The 16088-nt window shown below is 35.9% G+C and carries 16 protein-coding genes; 3 read left to right on the top strand and 13 right to left on the bottom strand.

The genetic code is table 11. The features are described 5' to 3' along the window. Positions 1-32 precede the first annotated feature (32 nt). From F3J23_RS01905 to F3J23_RS01895, 3 genes are all read right to left on the bottom strand, one after another. On the bottom strand, positions 33-656 hold the full coding sequence (locus tag F3J23_RS01905) for a hypothetical protein (protein WP_167023248.1): 624 nt from the start codon (positions 654-656) through the stop codon (positions 33-35). Between the two features lie 18 nt (positions 657-674). Further along, positions 675-1451, bottom strand: coding sequence for a hypothetical protein (locus tag F3J23_RS01900; protein WP_228455247.1), 777 nt, complete (start codon positions 1449-1451; stop codon positions 675-677). A 64-nt stretch (positions 1452-1515) separates the two neighbouring features. Next, positions 1516-2136 carry a DUF5715 family protein gene (locus F3J23_RS01895; protein WP_167023242.1) on the bottom strand — a complete coding sequence of 207 codons (621 nt, stop codon included), beginning with the start codon at positions 2134-2136 and terminating at the stop codon, positions 1516-1518. A 220-nt stretch (positions 2137-2356) separates the two neighbouring features. Between F3J23_RS01895 and aqpZ the strand changes: the two genes are divergently transcribed. After that, complete coding sequence (aqpZ, locus tag F3J23_RS01890) at positions 2357-3073, top strand: aquaporin Z (protein ID WP_167024570.1); 717 nt, start codon at positions 2357-2359, stop codon at positions 3071-3073. A 99-nt stretch (positions 3074-3172) separates the two neighbouring features. On the opposite strand, the gene F3J23_RS01885 is transcribed toward aqpZ, so the two are convergent. The 9 genes from F3J23_RS01885 to aceB all read right to left on the bottom strand — a co-directional run bounded on the left by F3J23_RS01885 (position 3173) and on the right by aceB (position 12258). Next, positions 3173-3718: a hypothetical protein gene (locus tag F3J23_RS01885; RefSeq protein WP_167023239.1), complete on the bottom strand. Its 546-nt coding sequence runs from the start codon at positions 3716-3718 to the stop codon at positions 3173-3175. 147 nt (positions 3719-3865) lie between these two features. Next, positions 3866-4861 carry an acyl transferase gene (locus F3J23_RS01880; RefSeq protein WP_185156421.1) on the bottom strand — a complete coding sequence of 332 codons (996 nt, stop codon included), beginning with the start codon at positions 4859-4861 and terminating at the stop codon, positions 3866-3868. 186 nt (positions 4862-5047) lie between these two features. Then, complete coding sequence (locus F3J23_RS01875; protein WP_167023236.1) at positions 5048-5818, bottom strand: UDP-2,3-diacylglucosamine diphosphatase; 771 nt, start codon at positions 5816-5818, stop codon at positions 5048-5050. Positions 5819-5842: 24 nt separating this feature from the next. After that, positions 5843-6289, bottom strand: a complete 447-nt coding sequence (locus tag F3J23_RS01870) for a 6-pyruvoyl trahydropterin synthase family protein (RefSeq protein ID WP_047097353.1) — start codon at positions 6287-6289, stop codon at positions 5843-5845. 74 nt (positions 6290-6363) lie between these two features. Beyond that, entirely contained in the window at positions 6364-7803 is a 1440-nt protein-coding gene (locus tag F3J23_RS01865; RefSeq protein WP_167023233.1) for a serine hydrolase, read from the bottom strand. Positions 7804-8046: 243 nt separating this feature from the next. After that, positions 8047-8433: an acyl-CoA thioesterase gene (locus tag F3J23_RS01860; RefSeq protein WP_167023230.1), complete on the bottom strand. Its 387-nt coding sequence runs from the start codon at positions 8431-8433 to the stop codon at positions 8047-8049. A 131-nt stretch (positions 8434-8564) separates the two neighbouring features. Continuing rightward, positions 8565-9137 (bottom strand): OmpH family outer membrane protein, encoded by a 573-nt coding sequence (locus F3J23_RS01855; protein ID WP_167023227.1) that lies wholly within the window; start codon positions 9135-9137, stop codon positions 8565-8567. Between the two features lie 183 nt (positions 9138-9320). Beyond that, positions 9321-10604, bottom strand: a complete 1284-nt coding sequence (gene aceA / locus F3J23_RS01850; RefSeq protein WP_410497407.1) for an isocitrate lyase — start codon at positions 10602-10604, stop codon at positions 9321-9323. A 79-nt stretch (positions 10605-10683) separates the two neighbouring features. Continuing rightward, positions 10684-12258: a malate synthase A gene (gene aceB / locus F3J23_RS01845; RefSeq protein ID WP_167023221.1), complete on the bottom strand. Its 1575-nt coding sequence runs from the start codon at positions 12256-12258 to the stop codon at positions 10684-10686. A 126-nt stretch (positions 12259-12384) separates the two neighbouring features. Here aceB and F3J23_RS01840 point away from each other — a divergent pair, with 126 nt between their 5' ends. Both F3J23_RS01840 and F3J23_RS01835 read left to right on the top strand, forming a co-directional pair. Then, a complete protein-coding gene (locus F3J23_RS01840) occupies positions 12385-13863 on the top strand; it encodes a helix-turn-helix domain-containing protein (RefSeq protein ID WP_167023218.1) in 1479 nt (492 codons plus the stop codon). Positions 13864-13925: 62 nt separating this feature from the next. Beyond that, entirely contained in the window at positions 13926-14579 is a 654-nt protein-coding gene (locus F3J23_RS01835) for a ComF family protein (RefSeq protein WP_167023215.1), read from the top strand. A 52-nt stretch (positions 14580-14631) separates the two neighbouring features. On the opposite strand, the gene F3J23_RS01830 is transcribed toward F3J23_RS01835, so the two are convergent. Beyond that, the gene (locus F3J23_RS01830; RefSeq protein ID WP_167023212.1) at positions 14632-16065 is read right to left on the bottom strand and encodes a cytochrome P460 family protein; all 1434 of its coding nucleotides are present in this window, start codon (positions 16063-16065) and stop codon (positions 14632-14634) included. Between the last annotated feature and the right edge of the window lie 23 nt (positions 16066-16088).

Raw genomic sequence — 16088 nt, 5'->3', positions numbered from 1 at the left:
AATTATAAGGATCAGCAGGTTGATATTTAAAGTTACTTCTTTAATCTGATAAAGGTATATAAAAATGAACAGTACAAAATACTCGAAAGAATATTATTGGCACTGAGAAGAACATAATAATCGTTTTCCGAAAGGTTTGCAATCTGATGCTGAATGATAAAAATAAATACTGAGACAGAATAGTAGAAAAAGATACTGGCATCTACCCAAAGAAAACGGTTATGAGCCGAGGTATCTTTAATTTCTCTGATCAATGTAAATCCCGAGAGACAGATGATAATAATATTTGAAACTACTTTTGCAATATCGGCATTGGCGGGATAATCAAAGCTGTACTTTGAGATCATAAATCCGGCGGCCAATATGCCTACAAATCCCAGAATATATTTTGGAAGGTCAAGTTTCCTGATAAACAGACCTGTCAGTAAGAAAAACTCTCCGGCAATATATAACGGATAAAGAAATGATGTATCGTTAAGCCTGAAAATATAAGGCAGCACAAAATTCACCAGTTCAATAAAAAAGAGAAAAGCAATACAATGAAAATATTGCTTTTCTTTATCATTTAAAATACGGTATCTGGCTGCTCCTAATAGTATAACAGATAGAAGCAGTCCATAGTTCAGGAATAAAATTGCCTTATAAAGATCAGCCATTCCTCAGTTTATCATTTTTTAAAATTCACATCCTACTCCATCATCCGGAAGGCGGCAGATAGGAGGACATGGTTTTGCCCAGTCATATGTATTTGAAATAGTTTGTGCATTTTCTGTACTTTGAAGATCTGCACGGAAAGAAATAAAGACAAGGGTTACCAACATTTTCCCGTAAATATCATTGTACCTAAGTCCAAAAGAACATGTAATGCCTGCCAGCCCTTCATCCGAAAGACATAGGTCAGCCGTAGGAACATAGAATTTTGTAAAAATTCCGTTTCCTTTATTTTCTCCGGTCTCTTTGTAGAACCAGTCCATACCTTCATTTCTCCAACGTTCAATAGCTTCTACCGCTATATCCTGATTAAGAATTGGTGTATTTGCGATAGGGAAAGCCATATCAGAATCTTTTTCTGTTTTGTCAAGATTTTTAGAAAGTATAGCATTTTTAACGATGGTATACTCCTGAATTTCCTGCAGTTTCAGATCTTTATCCAGTTCCGTAAGAAAAGTGTAAGGGTACTCTTTTACATCTATTTTTACCCCGTCGTTATTCATAGGATAAAGAACCAGAATCACCTGATCTCTGTATATTCCTACAGCTGCACAGAAGTCTTCATAGTCTTTGAAGGCTCTCATCCATTCAAGATGTTCTCTGGAAATGTTAAAAACGAAGTTGGTAGGAATCAGCTTTTTAAGCCTGATATAATCGGAAAGTGCTAATTTCCATTCATTTGCTGCAGCTCTGCAATCTTCTAGAGGCAGCATGTAATCTACAATGTTCAATGTTGTCATAAGCATGGCATTTTAGTTCTATAAAAATATACAAACTAAACATGCTATGCAAGTAAGATTTTAATTAATAATTTCTCACTGTAATATGATAACAGCTTTGTTGTTTTTCTTTAATGTAATAGATTCTACCAGCATTCTCATAATGCTTTAAAACTTTCTCCAACGCTATTTCCATTTTCGGATTGTACTTTAGAACATTATTAAATCTCACATAAGAGATATCAAAAGAATTGCCGTAATTGTGTGAACTGATTCCCAATGATGCATTGGAGTTTACTCTTCTCAACCTGCATTGATCTTCAAGAGTGCGGGTAATAGATGAAACGGTGAAAGTTCCTCCTTTTGTATCTTTACTGAATTTGGAACCTATTTTCTCAAGGGTATTTTTTGCTTTGGATACCATATAAGCTCTGCTGTAATCAAGTCTCTGAACCTGGTATCCTTTCCCTGATTTTTTTATTTTATGAAATTTTCCGTTGTTGATATACTTCTGTACTGTCTTAGAGTCTTTCAGTAATTGTACTCCAAAACTTTTTGAGGCATCGAGATGGGGTTTGTAAAGTGCCGTAGGTTCAACTTTCAGGACAGTTGAAAGATCATAACACGGAAAAGTCTTTTTTGCCGTTTGTGAATGATTTAAACTATAAAGAAAAGGTACAAAGACCACACAAAAAAACTTTTTCATTAACCATCCTTTTAAATTACTTATGAAGAATAAAACGTTTATGTTATCTCTTTTAAAACAGTCTGTAATACTCTCTCAACAAATCCCAAACAAACATTACACCAAATTATTGATTTTATAATATTCACTCACTTAAATTTGAAATATTTTTTCAAATTTAACTTTTCACTTTAAGATATAAATCCCTACATTTGAGATACTTTAAAAAATAAACAACATGATAAAAAAACTTTTTGCTGAATTTTTCGGCACATTTTGGCTTGTTTTCGGAGGATGTGGAAGCGCTGTTTTTGCAGCCGGTGTTCCTGATATAGGAATCGGACTTTTAGGAGTTGCTCTAGCTTTTGGTCTTACGGTTCTTACGATGGCTTATGCGGTAGGTCATATTTCAGGAGGACACTTTAATCCGGCAGTTTCTTTCGGGCTTTTGGCAGGGGGAAGATTTCCTGCAAAAGACCTTATTCCTTACATTGTAGCTCAGTGTCTGGGAGCTATTGTTGCAGCAGGATGCCTGTATACAATTCTTAACGGAGCCGGAGCCGTAGACTTCTCAAAACCCGGAGATTTTGCTACCAATTTCTACGGCGAAGCCGTTTACAATGGAAAAGCATTCAGTATGGGAGCGGCTTTCTTAGCTGAGTTCTTATTAACAGCCTTTTTCCTTATTGTTATTATGGGAGCAACTGACAAGTGGGCTAACGGTAAATTTGCCGGGCTTGCTATCGGGCTTGCTCTTACCTTGATCCATTTGATTTCTATTCCGATCACTAACACCTCTGTAAACCCTGCAAGATCCCTCTCACAGGCAGTTTTCATGGGTGGAATTGCGATGTCACAGCTTTGGTTATTCTGGGTAGCTCCTATTTTAGGGGGAGTTGTAGGCGGATTGATCTACAAGTTCTTACTTCAGAGGGATACTGCTGAAATTGCAGATTAATTTTTTTAAAACAATCAACCATAAAATCCTGTCAGCCGGCAGGATTTTTTTTATTTAAGATGTAGAAAACCTGTCCAAAAAAATATTTATAGGCTATGATTACTTAAGTTTTTTGATATCAAAAGGATTTTTGAAGATTAATTCTTCATGTTTACCTTTGATTTCCATTTTACGCTGCAATAAGCTGAGTGCCATTTTCCGTATAAAAAGATCCTTATCATTGAGTTTCCAGTAAGAATCTTCATGGAGTTTTCTGGGTTCCCGGATAAGATAGAATTCCGTTTCCCAGGTATCTACGTTATGATAGAATTCGATAATTCCACAGTGTTCCGGAATCAGTGATGCATCCACCATTCCCATTGGAAGCAGAAAGCTAAATGCATTGCAGACATAATCTCCACAGGAAATTTTATCGTGCTTCAGAAATTTTTCACCAGTATCTTTATTGATATATGATTTTTTGAAATCATTTTTAAAGTCGCTTTTTGAAAGCTTGATCTCAATTTCATGGCTTCTCCCTTCTGAATCTATCACCAAAATATCAGCTTCCCAATCCGCCTGAAAATAATTCGTCATCACGATCTCTTTTTCAAAATCACAATGAGAATGGATGTAAGCATGTATGAGTTCTTCAATTTTGATCATGACTATAATGATACAATGTAAAAAATATTATAAACGTAATGTTCGCAAAGGCTTTTCACTCAGCAAAAGGTGCAGAGTCTATTCAATTATTATCCGTTATACAAAATTGACAAGCGAAGCGAATTGGCTATTCACAATTATCCGCTTTTAGCTTACCAGCAAACTGCATCCCCTGATATCAGAATGGTCTATTCTTCCTAATACCTGAAATTTATCACCGTCTATTTTTCCCAGATCCTGAGTGGCAATAAACGAGCATGAATGGGTATTGGCTAAATCTATAATATTAATAGCCCCTGTTCTTCCTTCTTTTTCGTACGCTAAGGGATCTTCTGCATTCCGGATCATGATCCTCATCCAGTTTGGACATTTATATTCATTATTTCCAAGGGAGTATGCTTGTGAAAGCAGTTCCGTCATAGAGTATTCCGAGTAAATCTTATCGGTTTTAAAGCCGTCCTGCAGAATTTTCAACAGTTCGTCTTTGGTCATTTCTTCTTTTCGACCTTTCATTCCTCCTGTTTCAATAACCATTAAATTTTCAAGGAAATTCAAAGATTCTTTGGAGCTATGTTCAGAATGACAATAATCCAGAAAATCTAATAAGGCAAAGGAAACTCCGAAAAGAATCACTTTTTTATCATGCAGCTGATTGAGAAGGTCCAAAAGATCAGAATGATTATAAAGGAAATATCCATTTTCTGGTTTATCAGATTTTTTCATCAAGTAATCAACCATATAAACTAATGATGAATTCTGTCTTTCCAGATAGCTTGGAAGCAGGCCTAGAAAAACAAACTCTTCTGGTTTTCCGATAAATTGTTCAAAACTTTTATAAATACTTTCTTCATAAAGTCCCGGGTCTGCAATGAAGTGTTTTGAAAGGTTCATCTGTGTGGTTCCTGAACTCTGAAAAAAAAGATCAGCTGTTACGTTTTTATCCAGAATCTGATGATTTTTAAACATTTCTATAGGCAGGAAAGGGATATTTTCGAGACTTTCCACCTCATCAGGATTAATATTTAAAAAATCTACGAACTTCCTGTATATCTCAACATTTTCATACTGATAACGAAATGTTTTCAATGATGCATTCAGGAAATCCTGTTCTGTCTGTATGTTGAATATATTTTTCAGCTCCATATTTTTTAAACTTTTATCACCTCAGTATAAAGCAATTATAAAGATAAAGTAGTTTTATTTAATATTTTTTTAATGTCAAAACCATATTTTGGTAAACTTCTTGCAAGTACCTAGTTGGAATATGGATTAAAAACAAGAATGGGTTTCGGCCTGTTCGAAAGTTATCTCTTTTAGAGGTAACTTTTTTTATTTTTCAAAAGTCTTCAGCTCAAAATCTTTTTCAAAAACCCCGTAGGTAAAGTAAGATATCCAGTCTCCGAGGTTGATATATTTTGCATTCTGATCTAAATCCAGCACCATAGGAAGGTGTCTGTGCCCATAGATAAAATAATCGATCTTCTGGGTCTTCAGCTTTTCTTTGGAATAAATGATCAGGAATTCTTTATCTTCTCCCAGGAAGGCTTTGTCTTCTTCTCCGGAAATCATTTTGTTCTTTTGGGAAAGATATAATGCGATTTTCATTGCAATATCAGGATGAATCCATTTAAAAAACCATTGTGCCACAGGATTTGTGAATAGTTTTTTCATTCGTTTATATCCTTTATCTCCGGGACCCAGTCCATCTCCATGCGCCAGCAGAAACTGCTTTCCTCCCATTTCAAAATATTGTTTCTGATAAAAAACGGTACACCCGATTTCATCTTCCAGATAATCTTTCATCCATAGATCATGGTTTCCGACAAAGAAATAAATATGAATCCCCCTGTCTTTAAGTTCAGCAATTTTCCCCAGTACACGTACATATCCTTTGGGAACCACATGTTTCCATTCATGCCAGAAGTCAAAAAGATCTCCCATTAAAAACAAAACCTGAGCATCTTCTTTGATCTCATCCATCCAGCGTAAAAATTTCTCTTCACGTACCTTGCTCTCTTTTGGAGTAGGAGCACCAAAATGCTGATCTGAAGCGAAATATACTTTTTTTCCAGGTTCTAAATTAATTGTAGTTTTTAACACCTTCTGAGTTTTGTTGGGTAAAAATTATTGATTATCCTCTGCAAACCATTCTCCATAAGAGTTTTCGGTCTCATGAAGTTTAAGATACGCTAAAGAAATTCCTTCTGGAAGTCTTGATTTTATTTTGGCAGCAATGGCGTACAACATGTTTTCACAGGTTGGCTGGAAGCTGCAATAGATTACTTTATGTCCTTTCTGTTCAAGGTCATCGCCCAATTCTTTATGTGGAGATAAGGCATTAACAAGAACCGCATGGTCCCATACGTCTACGATTTCAGATTTTACGATACTTTTGATATCTCCGAAATCTACCACCATCCCGTTTTTAGGGTTTTCAATATCATTAATCGGTTTTCCTTTTACTGTTACAAACAGTTTATAGGAATGTCCATGCATATTTTTACATTTCCCATCGTAATTGTAAAGTACGTGAGCGGTTTCGAATGTAAAAATTTTTGTAATACGTATCATACTGCAAAGATATGACAAAACAGCGTAACACAGAAAAGACTGTTTCTATTGCAGTGATATTAAAAATATTCTCTTTAATCGATCTTCAAGGTTAAATTGTTATCCCTGGACTCTTCAACATTGACAGCATTGTAAGGTACAGAAAGCCAGCCGGTTTTATTCATTACAAATTTAAACTGATGGACTTTTCCTTTTTCAAACTGAGATTTTGGTAAGACCAATTCAAAAATATTATTCTTTTTCAGGCTCATGCGGTACGCTTGATGATCAGGGTTCCAATCATTAAAAGAGCCTGCAACTGAAACATTTTTAATAAATTCCACACTTTGCTTCTCAGGGAACTGGTAAGAAAAAATAACGTTATCTTTTTCTGTGCGATATCCGTAGGTTTCTTTTTTAAGATTGGGATGAACAAGAGGCTGAGACTTTGTATATTCTTCTGCCAGCATATACGGATTCAGTAATCGTTTATCCATAATTCCCGCAATCTGATTGATCACAGTAAAATACACAGGAAATTCTTTATATCCGCTGGACATCATTACAACAGCCATATTATTGGCCGGAAAAACTCTGTATGCACTTACATTTCCACCGGAATAGGAGTATGATTTTATATTATTAAAGGTTGACATATCCCATCCGTTAGTGAAGAGAATATTTTTATTTTTATATTCAAACGGTTTCCACATCAGCTCCTGTGTGGCAGGTTTTAGAAAATCATTCTTGGTAAGATGAATGCTCCATTGTAAAAATGCAGGCAATGTAATAGCCAAACCATTGGACGAATGTGCTCTTCTGCCTTCTACAAATGTAGACTTTTCATATTGACGGGTATTGTTATTGTAAATATATTTTATGATTCTATTGGGAATTTTTTCAATGGAATTGGATGAAAACACCACCTGATCTCCGGAATCTGAAAACTGGTTCTTTACAATATAGTCTTCAAATGCTTCTCCGGTTATTTTTTCGATGATCATGGAGATCAGCATATAGTTGGTCTGATTGTATCTATAATTACTCCCTGGTTCAAATTCTATCTTTTCTTTTGCCAATCTTTCAATAACCTTCGAATTGGTTTCATCATTTGTAATATCATTGAAATTAATCCAGTCCGGAAGTCCGGAAGAATGTGATAAAAGATTTTTCACTTGTATATTCTGCCATTCTGCCGGTAAATCGTCAATATACTTTGAAATTTTATCCTCCAAAGATACCTTTCCCTGTTCGATAAGCTGAAAAAGACCAATGTTTGACATCAGCTTCGTATTTGAATACACTCTGAACATGGAACTCGGATTCACCTTTTTAGGGCTTTCCAAAGTCTCTGTTCCATAATATTTCTGGAAAATTATTTTATTATCCTTTACAATCCCAACGGCCATTCCTGGTATCTCATTGATCTGAATAACCTTTTTTATATAGTTATCGATTGCTTTTGTCTGTTCTGCCGTCTGGCTGTAACTCAAAAGAGATAAACCTGAAAACAATATTGTTAAAATAGATTTCATGGTGATATTGGTTTAATGTTTCTTTATTAAAACAGCTGCGGGTTTTGTTATATTACATTCAGAAAAAAATTATTTCCTTTTTTCTTTCAACATGTCTCCAATCAAGAATTATCTCATTATCTGTTCAAACCTATTATTCACTTTATACTTCCTGTTTTTAAGATTTCTTTCCAGAGCGAAGACTGTTACACCCATCAATACAATAAGTTACAATAAAAAACTTTATAATCTATTGAATTTCGTTTAAAAAAATTTCTCCAGCCAATCACTTTCCAGACGCTTGATTTTTTTAGTTTCGGGGTCAAACAGAATCCAAAGTGTACTGGAATCTACCACCAGTTCATTGTTGCAATAAAATTCAACTTTTCTGGGCTGCTTAGCTCCTTCAGGAGACATGGGATATGTTCTCACCGTGACGATATCATTCAAATAAACCTGTTTTTTATATTGAATATGATGATCCAGAAGCATCCATGCATCATTTACATATTCGGTCTGATGTTTCAAAAGATCCCAATGTTCCGCTGCTACTTCTTCCACCCAATGTACATACTGCACATTATTCACATGATTGTTCTGATCAATATGTTCTTCTGCTACTCTTATCTGTTTTTCGTACATTAAATTCATTCTCCTGAAAGTTTACTCAAATTTATCATTTTCAAACAGAACTTTCTTCATTCTATCTTATACTTTTCTGTACAAAAAAAAACGGAATCAGCAGATCTGATTCCGTTACTATATTCAGTGTATTGAATTTCTTATTTAGATTTTCCTGCAGGCTTAGCAGCAGTTGCCGTAGCTCCTAACTTTGTTTTCACCTGAGCTGTAATGTCTTCACTTCCGTCTGTATAGATAAGATTGTTGGAATCCTGTCCTGAGGTATCAAATACATAGTTCAGGCTTCTTTCTTTAGCTACTGCAGAAATAGCAGCTTTTACTTTTTGCTGCAGCGGAGTAAATAATTCATTTTGCTTTGCCGAAATATCTTTAGCCGCCTGCGCTCTTGATTCTTCAATTTTCTTACCCAAAGTCTGTAATTCTGTCTGTGCAGCAATCAGCTCTTTAGTTACCGCTTCTTTATTAGCTTCACTTAATGTTTTTTCTTTATCCTGTGCAGCTTTCAGTTTAGTCTGATAATCCGTGATCAGTTTTTCAATTTCAGTCTGCTTGGTTTTAGTCAGGTTATCAATTGTTGCACTTATCGTTTTTACTTCAGATAAACTTGCAAAAATGTCATCAGTGTTTACGTTCCCAATCTTCTGTTGAGCTTTTGCTGCATTTGCAGTAAGTGTTAATCCTAATGTAATAAAAAGTACTTTAATTAAATTCATTTTTAATAATATTTTTTCGTCCCCAAATATAATTTAAATTTTCATTATTCATCATCTGGTATTCGAGCTTTTCTATCTGAAAATATCAATTGAATTAAAAACCATCTAAAATCACTTTAAATAAATGAAAAACCTTCCCCAAATAAGAAGAAGGTTTATCATCAAAAAATATGGAAAAAATGACTAATGGAACTGCGCTGTTTCTGTAGAATCTTTCATCGCTACGGTGGCTGATGAACCGTTTGTGACAATATTCTGTATTTCATCAAAATATCCTGTCCCTACGAAAGACTGATGCTTCACTGCTCTGAATCCTTTCTGCTGTAATGCAAATTCGCGCTCCTGTAATTCTGAATACCCTGCCATACCTCTTTCTTTATATGCCAGAGCTAATTCAAACATTGCTGTATTCAGGGCATGGAATCCTGCCAGTGTGATAAACTGGAACTTATATCCCATTTTTGCAAGCTCTTCACGGAAAGTCAGCATTTCTTCAACACTTAATCTTGCCGCCCAGTTGAATGATGGAGAACAATTATAGGCAAGCATTTTTCCGGGAAATTTAGCATGAATTCCTTCTGCAAATCTTCTGGCCTGCTCCAGATCAGGATTTGAAGTTTCCATCCAGATCAGATCCGCATATGGTGCATAAGATAACCCTCTGTCTATTCCCTGCTCTACACCGTTTTTTACCACATAAAACCCTTCGGAAGTTCTTTCTCCTGTTACGAATTTTTTATCTCTGTCATCAATATCAGAAGTAAGCAAGTCTGCGGCATCCGCATCTGTTCTTGCAATAATAAGACTTGGAACCCCAAGAACATCCGCTGCTAAACGCGCTGCGATCAATTTGTTAACAGCTTCCTGAGTAGGAACCAATACCTTCCCGCCGAGGTGTCCGCATTTTTTTGCCGAAGAAAGCTGATCTTCAAAATGTACACCTGCCGCACCTGCTTCAATCATCTGCTTCATCAGTTCGAAAGCATTCAGGTTTCCGCCAAAGCCGGCTTCCGCATCTGCAATGATAGGTACAAGATATTCTTTATTACCTGTTCCGTTCACAGACTGAACCTGATCTGCTCTTAATAAAGCATTGTTAATTTTCTTCACTACAGCAGGTACAGAATTAGCAGGATACAATGACTGATCCGGGTACATTTCTCCAGATAAGTTGGCATCAGCAGCTACCTGCCAACCTGAAAGATAAATCGCTTCCAGCCCGGCATCCACTTCCTGTACCGCTTGATTACCAGTAAGCGCACCAAGTCCTGCCACATAATCCTGAGTGTTGAGTTTCTCCCAGAATTTTTTAGACATTTCCGTTGCAATAGTATAGTCTATGGTATAAGAACCGCGAAGTTTCAGGACTTCTTCTGCGGTATAAGGTCTTTTAATACCGTCCCAACGAGGGTTTGCCAGCCAGTCTTGCTCTATAGCCTGGATTTGTTCTTGTTTTGTTTTCATAATATTTGGATTTTGTTTGTTGAATTATTGGGTTTGAATAGGAGATTTCCGAAAGTTTTCAAACACTTCAGGCTTTCTCAAACTAAATAAAAGGGTACGCTTTTAAGGTCAGGAATTCTTCAAAATTTTCACAGAAAATCAATTCATTAAAAAGTTCCTTAGCGAGGTTAAATTTTCCATTTTTGAAACGCTCTTCGCCTACATATTTTTCAATTTTATCCATTTCTTCCACTTCCCATTGCAGAATCATATGGCGGGTTAACGTTCTGTCATCACTTAAAACCGCTTCATTTTTTAGCCATTGCCATATTTGGGTTCTTGAAATTTCCGCAGTAGCCGCATCTTCCATTAAGTTATAAATAGCGGCAGCTCCTGTTCCCATCAGCCAGCTTTCAAGATAAAGGATTCCAACATTGATATTTTTTCTGACTCCTTTTTCTGTAATGTCACCTTTGGGAATTTCCAGCAGATCACCTTCCTGTATATGATATTCAAATTTTTTATCAATCTGATTTTTTAACGGCATATGCTGATCAAAAATTTCTTTTGCCACAGCAACTAATGCAGGATGTGCCACCCAGGTTCCATCATGACCGTTTTTCACTTCTCGTTCCTTATCATTTCTTACTTTTTCAAAAGCGGTATTGTTAGCTTCTTCGTTATCTTTTACAGGAATTTGTGCCGCCATTCCTCCAATAGCATGGACATTTCTTTTATGACAAATTTCAATCACTCTTTTAGAATAAGCACTCATAAAGGGTGATACCATGGTTACCTGATCTCTATCCGGAACGATAAACTCCGGCAGATTCCTGAATTTTTTAATGAAGGAGAAAATATAGTCCCATCTTCCACAGTTCAGTCCTGCACTGTGTTCTTTTAATTCAAATAAAATTTCATCAATCTGAAATGAGGCTGTAATGGTTTCTACTAATACAGTGGCTTTAATTGTTCCCTCCGGAATTCCCAGGTAGTTTTGAGCAAAAACGAAAACTTCGTTCCACCAGCGCGCTTCCTGGTAATGTTCTAGCTTTGGAAGGTAGAAGTAAGGTCCCGTTCCGTTTTCCAAAAGGCTGTTTACATTTCTGAAAAAGTAAATTCCAAAATCGATAAGAGATCCGGATGCTTTTTCTCCATTGATCTCAATATGCTTTTCCGGCAGATGCAGCCCACGGGGACGAACCAGTAAAACAGCAGTCTTTTCATTAAGCGTATAAGATTTTCCTTTTTCGTTTACAAAATCGATGGTTCTGTTGATGGCATCAGAAAGATTAATTTGCCCTTGAATACAGTTGTCCCATGTGGGCGAACTGCTGTCTTCTAAGTCTGCCATGAATGTAAAAGCACCTGAATTCAGAGCATTAATGATCATTTTTCGATCAACAGGTCCGGTAATCTCTACCCTCCTGTCTAATAAATCCGCCGGCAATGAGGCACATATCCAGTTTCCCTCTCTGATCTCTTCCGTTTCTTTTAAAAATCCGGGAAGGATGCCTTTATCAAATTCCAGTTGAGCCTTTTTTCTTTTTTCTAAAAGTTCAATTCTTTTATGATTGAATTTCTGATGAAGCGCGATAAGAAAATCCGTCAGTTCAGAGGTAAAAACATCTTCAAACTGCTTCTGTGCTTTTATTTTCAATTGAGTCTTGGTTTCCATAACATACTGATTTTGAGATTTGACATTACAAACATAAATAAAAATTTTCACAAACAGCGAACGTTCGCTAAATTTATTTAAAAAATATTATGCGAATAATCGCATCTAATTATTTATATTTGAGTAATGAATTCAGAAAGCGACTTTATCAAAACGGTTTTCGGACTGAAACTGAAACAGCTGAGACAGAAAAAAAACTGGTCTCTGCAAGATCTTGCCACAAAAACCGGATTATCAAAATCTTACCTTAATGAAATTGAAAATGGAAAGAAATATCCAAAACATGACAAGATCATTCAACTTTCAGAAGCATTGAACTGCACTTTTGATGATCTGGTTTCTACAAAACTTGATAAAAGCCTGGCACCTTTTAACGAAATTCTTCAGTCTGATTTCTTTAAAGAGGTACCTTTGGAATTGTTCGGAATCAACAAAAATAATCTTATCAGCATCATCAGCGATGCGCCTAAAAAAGTTACCGCTTTTATTAATGCACTGATTGAAATCTCACAAAATTACAATCTTGGAAAGGAAAGATTTTATTTTGCTGTTTTAAGATCATTCCAGGAATTGTATGATAATTATTTCCCTGAAGTAGAGGAAAAGGTAGATCAATTTATCCTGGAAAACAGCATAAAGCCCGGAAAAAATTTAAAATCGGATATTCTGGAAAATATTCTTGTGGAAAAATTCAGCTACACCATTCAATCCGAAGATTTTGAGAAATATGGAACTCTGAATAATCTCCGCTCCCTTTTTATTCCTGAAAAAAGACTGCTGCTTCTGAACCAGAAACTTGAGAAGGATCAAAAAACCTTTATTCTGGCCAAAGAAATAGGATTTAATGTTCTGGAATTAAAGATTCGCCCTAACACTTATTCATGGCTTGATTTCGGAAGTTTTGAAGAGATTCTGAATAACTTTTATGCCTCTTACTTCGCCGGCGCTTTATTGATTTCCAAAGAACCTGTTATAGAAAAGACTTCTGAGTTTTTCCAGCAAAATAAATGGGAGCCAAAAAATTTTGAAAACCTTATCAACAGCTTTACCCGTTCTCCGGAAACGTTTTATTACCGGCTTACCAATATCCTTTCTGCGGAAATGGGAATAAAAGATTTGTTTTATTTATGTCTTGTTAAAAAGAAAGATTCTGATAAGATCCAGATTTTAAAAGAGCTGCATCTTAATCATCAGCAGGCCCCACATGCTAATGCTACTAATGAGCATTACTGCAGAAGGTGGATTGCCGTAAAAAACCTTCATCATTTAAAGGAAAATGAAATGCTGACCGATGCCCAGATTTCCCATTACAAAGACCAGGGGATAAGCTATCTTGTGATTTCCACCTCTCAAAAAAACCCTTTTTCCGACGGAAGCAATAGAAGTTACTGCCTTGGCATTTTATTGAATTCACAAATAATCAGAAAGATCAGCTTTATAAAATCTCCATCTTTAAAAACCATCAACGTAGGAGTTACCTGTGAATCCTGCAGCATTGCAGACTGCGAGGTAAGACAAGCTCCTCCTGTACGATTGGAAAAGGAACATTTTAATCTGAGTATGAAAAGTTCAGTCGAAAAGATCAGAAAAGAATTCGGAAGTTAAAACTTATCTGCTGCCAGTTTCAACTTCCGGAAACTATTTCTTATTTTCGTAAAAAACACACAATGATATTGGATTTACTTTTCCCCAACCGGTGCATTCACTGCAACAGAATCATTGAGCCTGATCTGCTTGTATGTGAGATATGCTTTCACCACATTCATTTCACTCATTTTGATTATTTCGAGAACAACCCGGTGAAAGAAAAATGTAAATTACTTTTTCCTGTAGAGAACACATTTGCTTTAATGCAGTTTGAGAAAGAAAACCTAAGCCGAAAGATCATCCATGAACTAAAATACAAAAACAGGGAAAGAACAGGAAAGATTCTTGCAGACTGGACCGCAGAACAAGTGAATTTTAAAAATGAAAAACCCGATCTTCTGGTAAGTGTTCCACTCCATCCGAAAAAACTAAAAGAAAGAGGCTACAACCAGCTTCACTTATTTACTGAAACTTTAGCAAAGCATTATAATATTCCGTTTGATCATCGGCTTATCAAAAGAAATCATTATTCAAAAGCTCAGGCCTTGAAGGATAAAAAACACCGGCTGAAAACCATCAATCCGTTTTCTATAACACAACCCATTACCGGAAAACACATTCTTCTTATCGACGACGTCTTCACTACCGGAAACACCATATCTTCTATTGCCTGGGAAATCATAAAAGCGGGAGACAACAAAATAAGTATTCTTGTAATAGCAAATGATGAATAGAAATATGATTTCAAAAAAAAACCTCAACCGTTAAGATTGAGGTCTAAAAAATTTATTGGTCTATTTTTCTCATTCTGTACTCTTCGAAATCGTCTTCTTGTTCAACCATATTCGACTTCAACACTTTCTCATTTTTACCTTTATAATATGTATTCAGGAAGGCCAGGTATGCCCTCATCGCTTTATAATTCATTGCCATATTATAATCAAAAGAATACTGACCTTTATCAAAACTTTCACCTTTTAAATTCCTGTCATAACGAAGGAACGCAGGAGTGTTGTAATTAAAAAAGGCACGACCTCCATTGGGAGAAGGAAGTAAGAATGAAGAAAACCTCTGCTGTGATGGCAGGTGGCAGCTCATACAGGATGTCATAGGCAATCTTGCATATTGTACTACGCTATCCTTTTTATTTTTATCTTTTACAACAACACTGGTTTGCAGCGCAACAGCTCCATCATTCGGACCGCTTAACCTTCCTCCCCATCCCAAAGTCTCTCTGCTGTAATAAGGCGCATTATTATTAATCCAGGTTTGTTTTAATTTTGGATTTTGTACTTCTACTGATGTAAAATCGGTTACAACATCCGGATCATTACCCCATATAGCTCCCAGCGGAACAAATTTATCTAAAACATTATTAGATTTGATATTCTTATCATATACAAAGGTTGTAAATACCCAACCCGTATCCGGGGCGCTTTTGGAATCTTTAACCACCACATCTATCTGGAATAAACTTACATTATGATAACCATACTTGGGCTGCTTGTTTAATTTATTATAAATTGTAAATAGAGGAGCATCTTTCATATCATCCCATTCATCACCATTAAGTGCTGAGAATGCAAATTTTACAATGACCGCTCCTTCTTTAAACTGCCCTTTATCTTTACTTAAATCAATAGTTATAAGACTATCAATAGGTTTGGAACCTTTGAAATAGGAAGGATCTATTTTCATAGGAACATTTCCGTTAGAATCAAAAACTTCTCCAACGGTAAAGGCGGCCAAAGGATCGTACATAACAAGAACAAACCCTTCCTGGTCTTTATCTACATGTTTAAAAGTACCTTTTCCATTGGGGTTCCCGGTATAAGTTCCCATGATAGGATCTCTTTTACTGCCCATCCACGGTTCATGAAACCAACCGACTTCTTTTGCACTGAATTTATCTTTCTCATTGATAAACCGATTTATAAGCGGTGATGCGTATTCTTTCAGTTTAGAGACATAACTTCCTGCATTCTGTACGGTAATAGCCTGATTAAATTCATGCATGTATTTAAATCCTACATCCGGCCGCTTTCTTGGATAATCAGCATTAAGTACAAAGAAATCTTTCCTATCTTTTGGTATTGAATCGGAATGGTTTTTAAAAGCCTGTTTCTTTACAATTTCGTTTGGAATTTCCGGCTGCTTTTCATCTTTACACGACAAAAGCATAAACAAGCCTATAGAAAGGCTTACAAAGAGTGTTTTCATGTGATTTGTTTTTCGGTTATTAG

The organism is Chryseobacterium sp. Tr-659 (assembly GCF_011752975.1).
Lineage (GTDB): Bacteria > Bacteroidota > Bacteroidia > Flavobacteriales > Weeksellaceae > Chryseobacterium.
The sequence above is the reverse complement of the archived record's forward strand: the minus strand, read 5'-3'. Positions and strand labels throughout refer to the sequence as shown.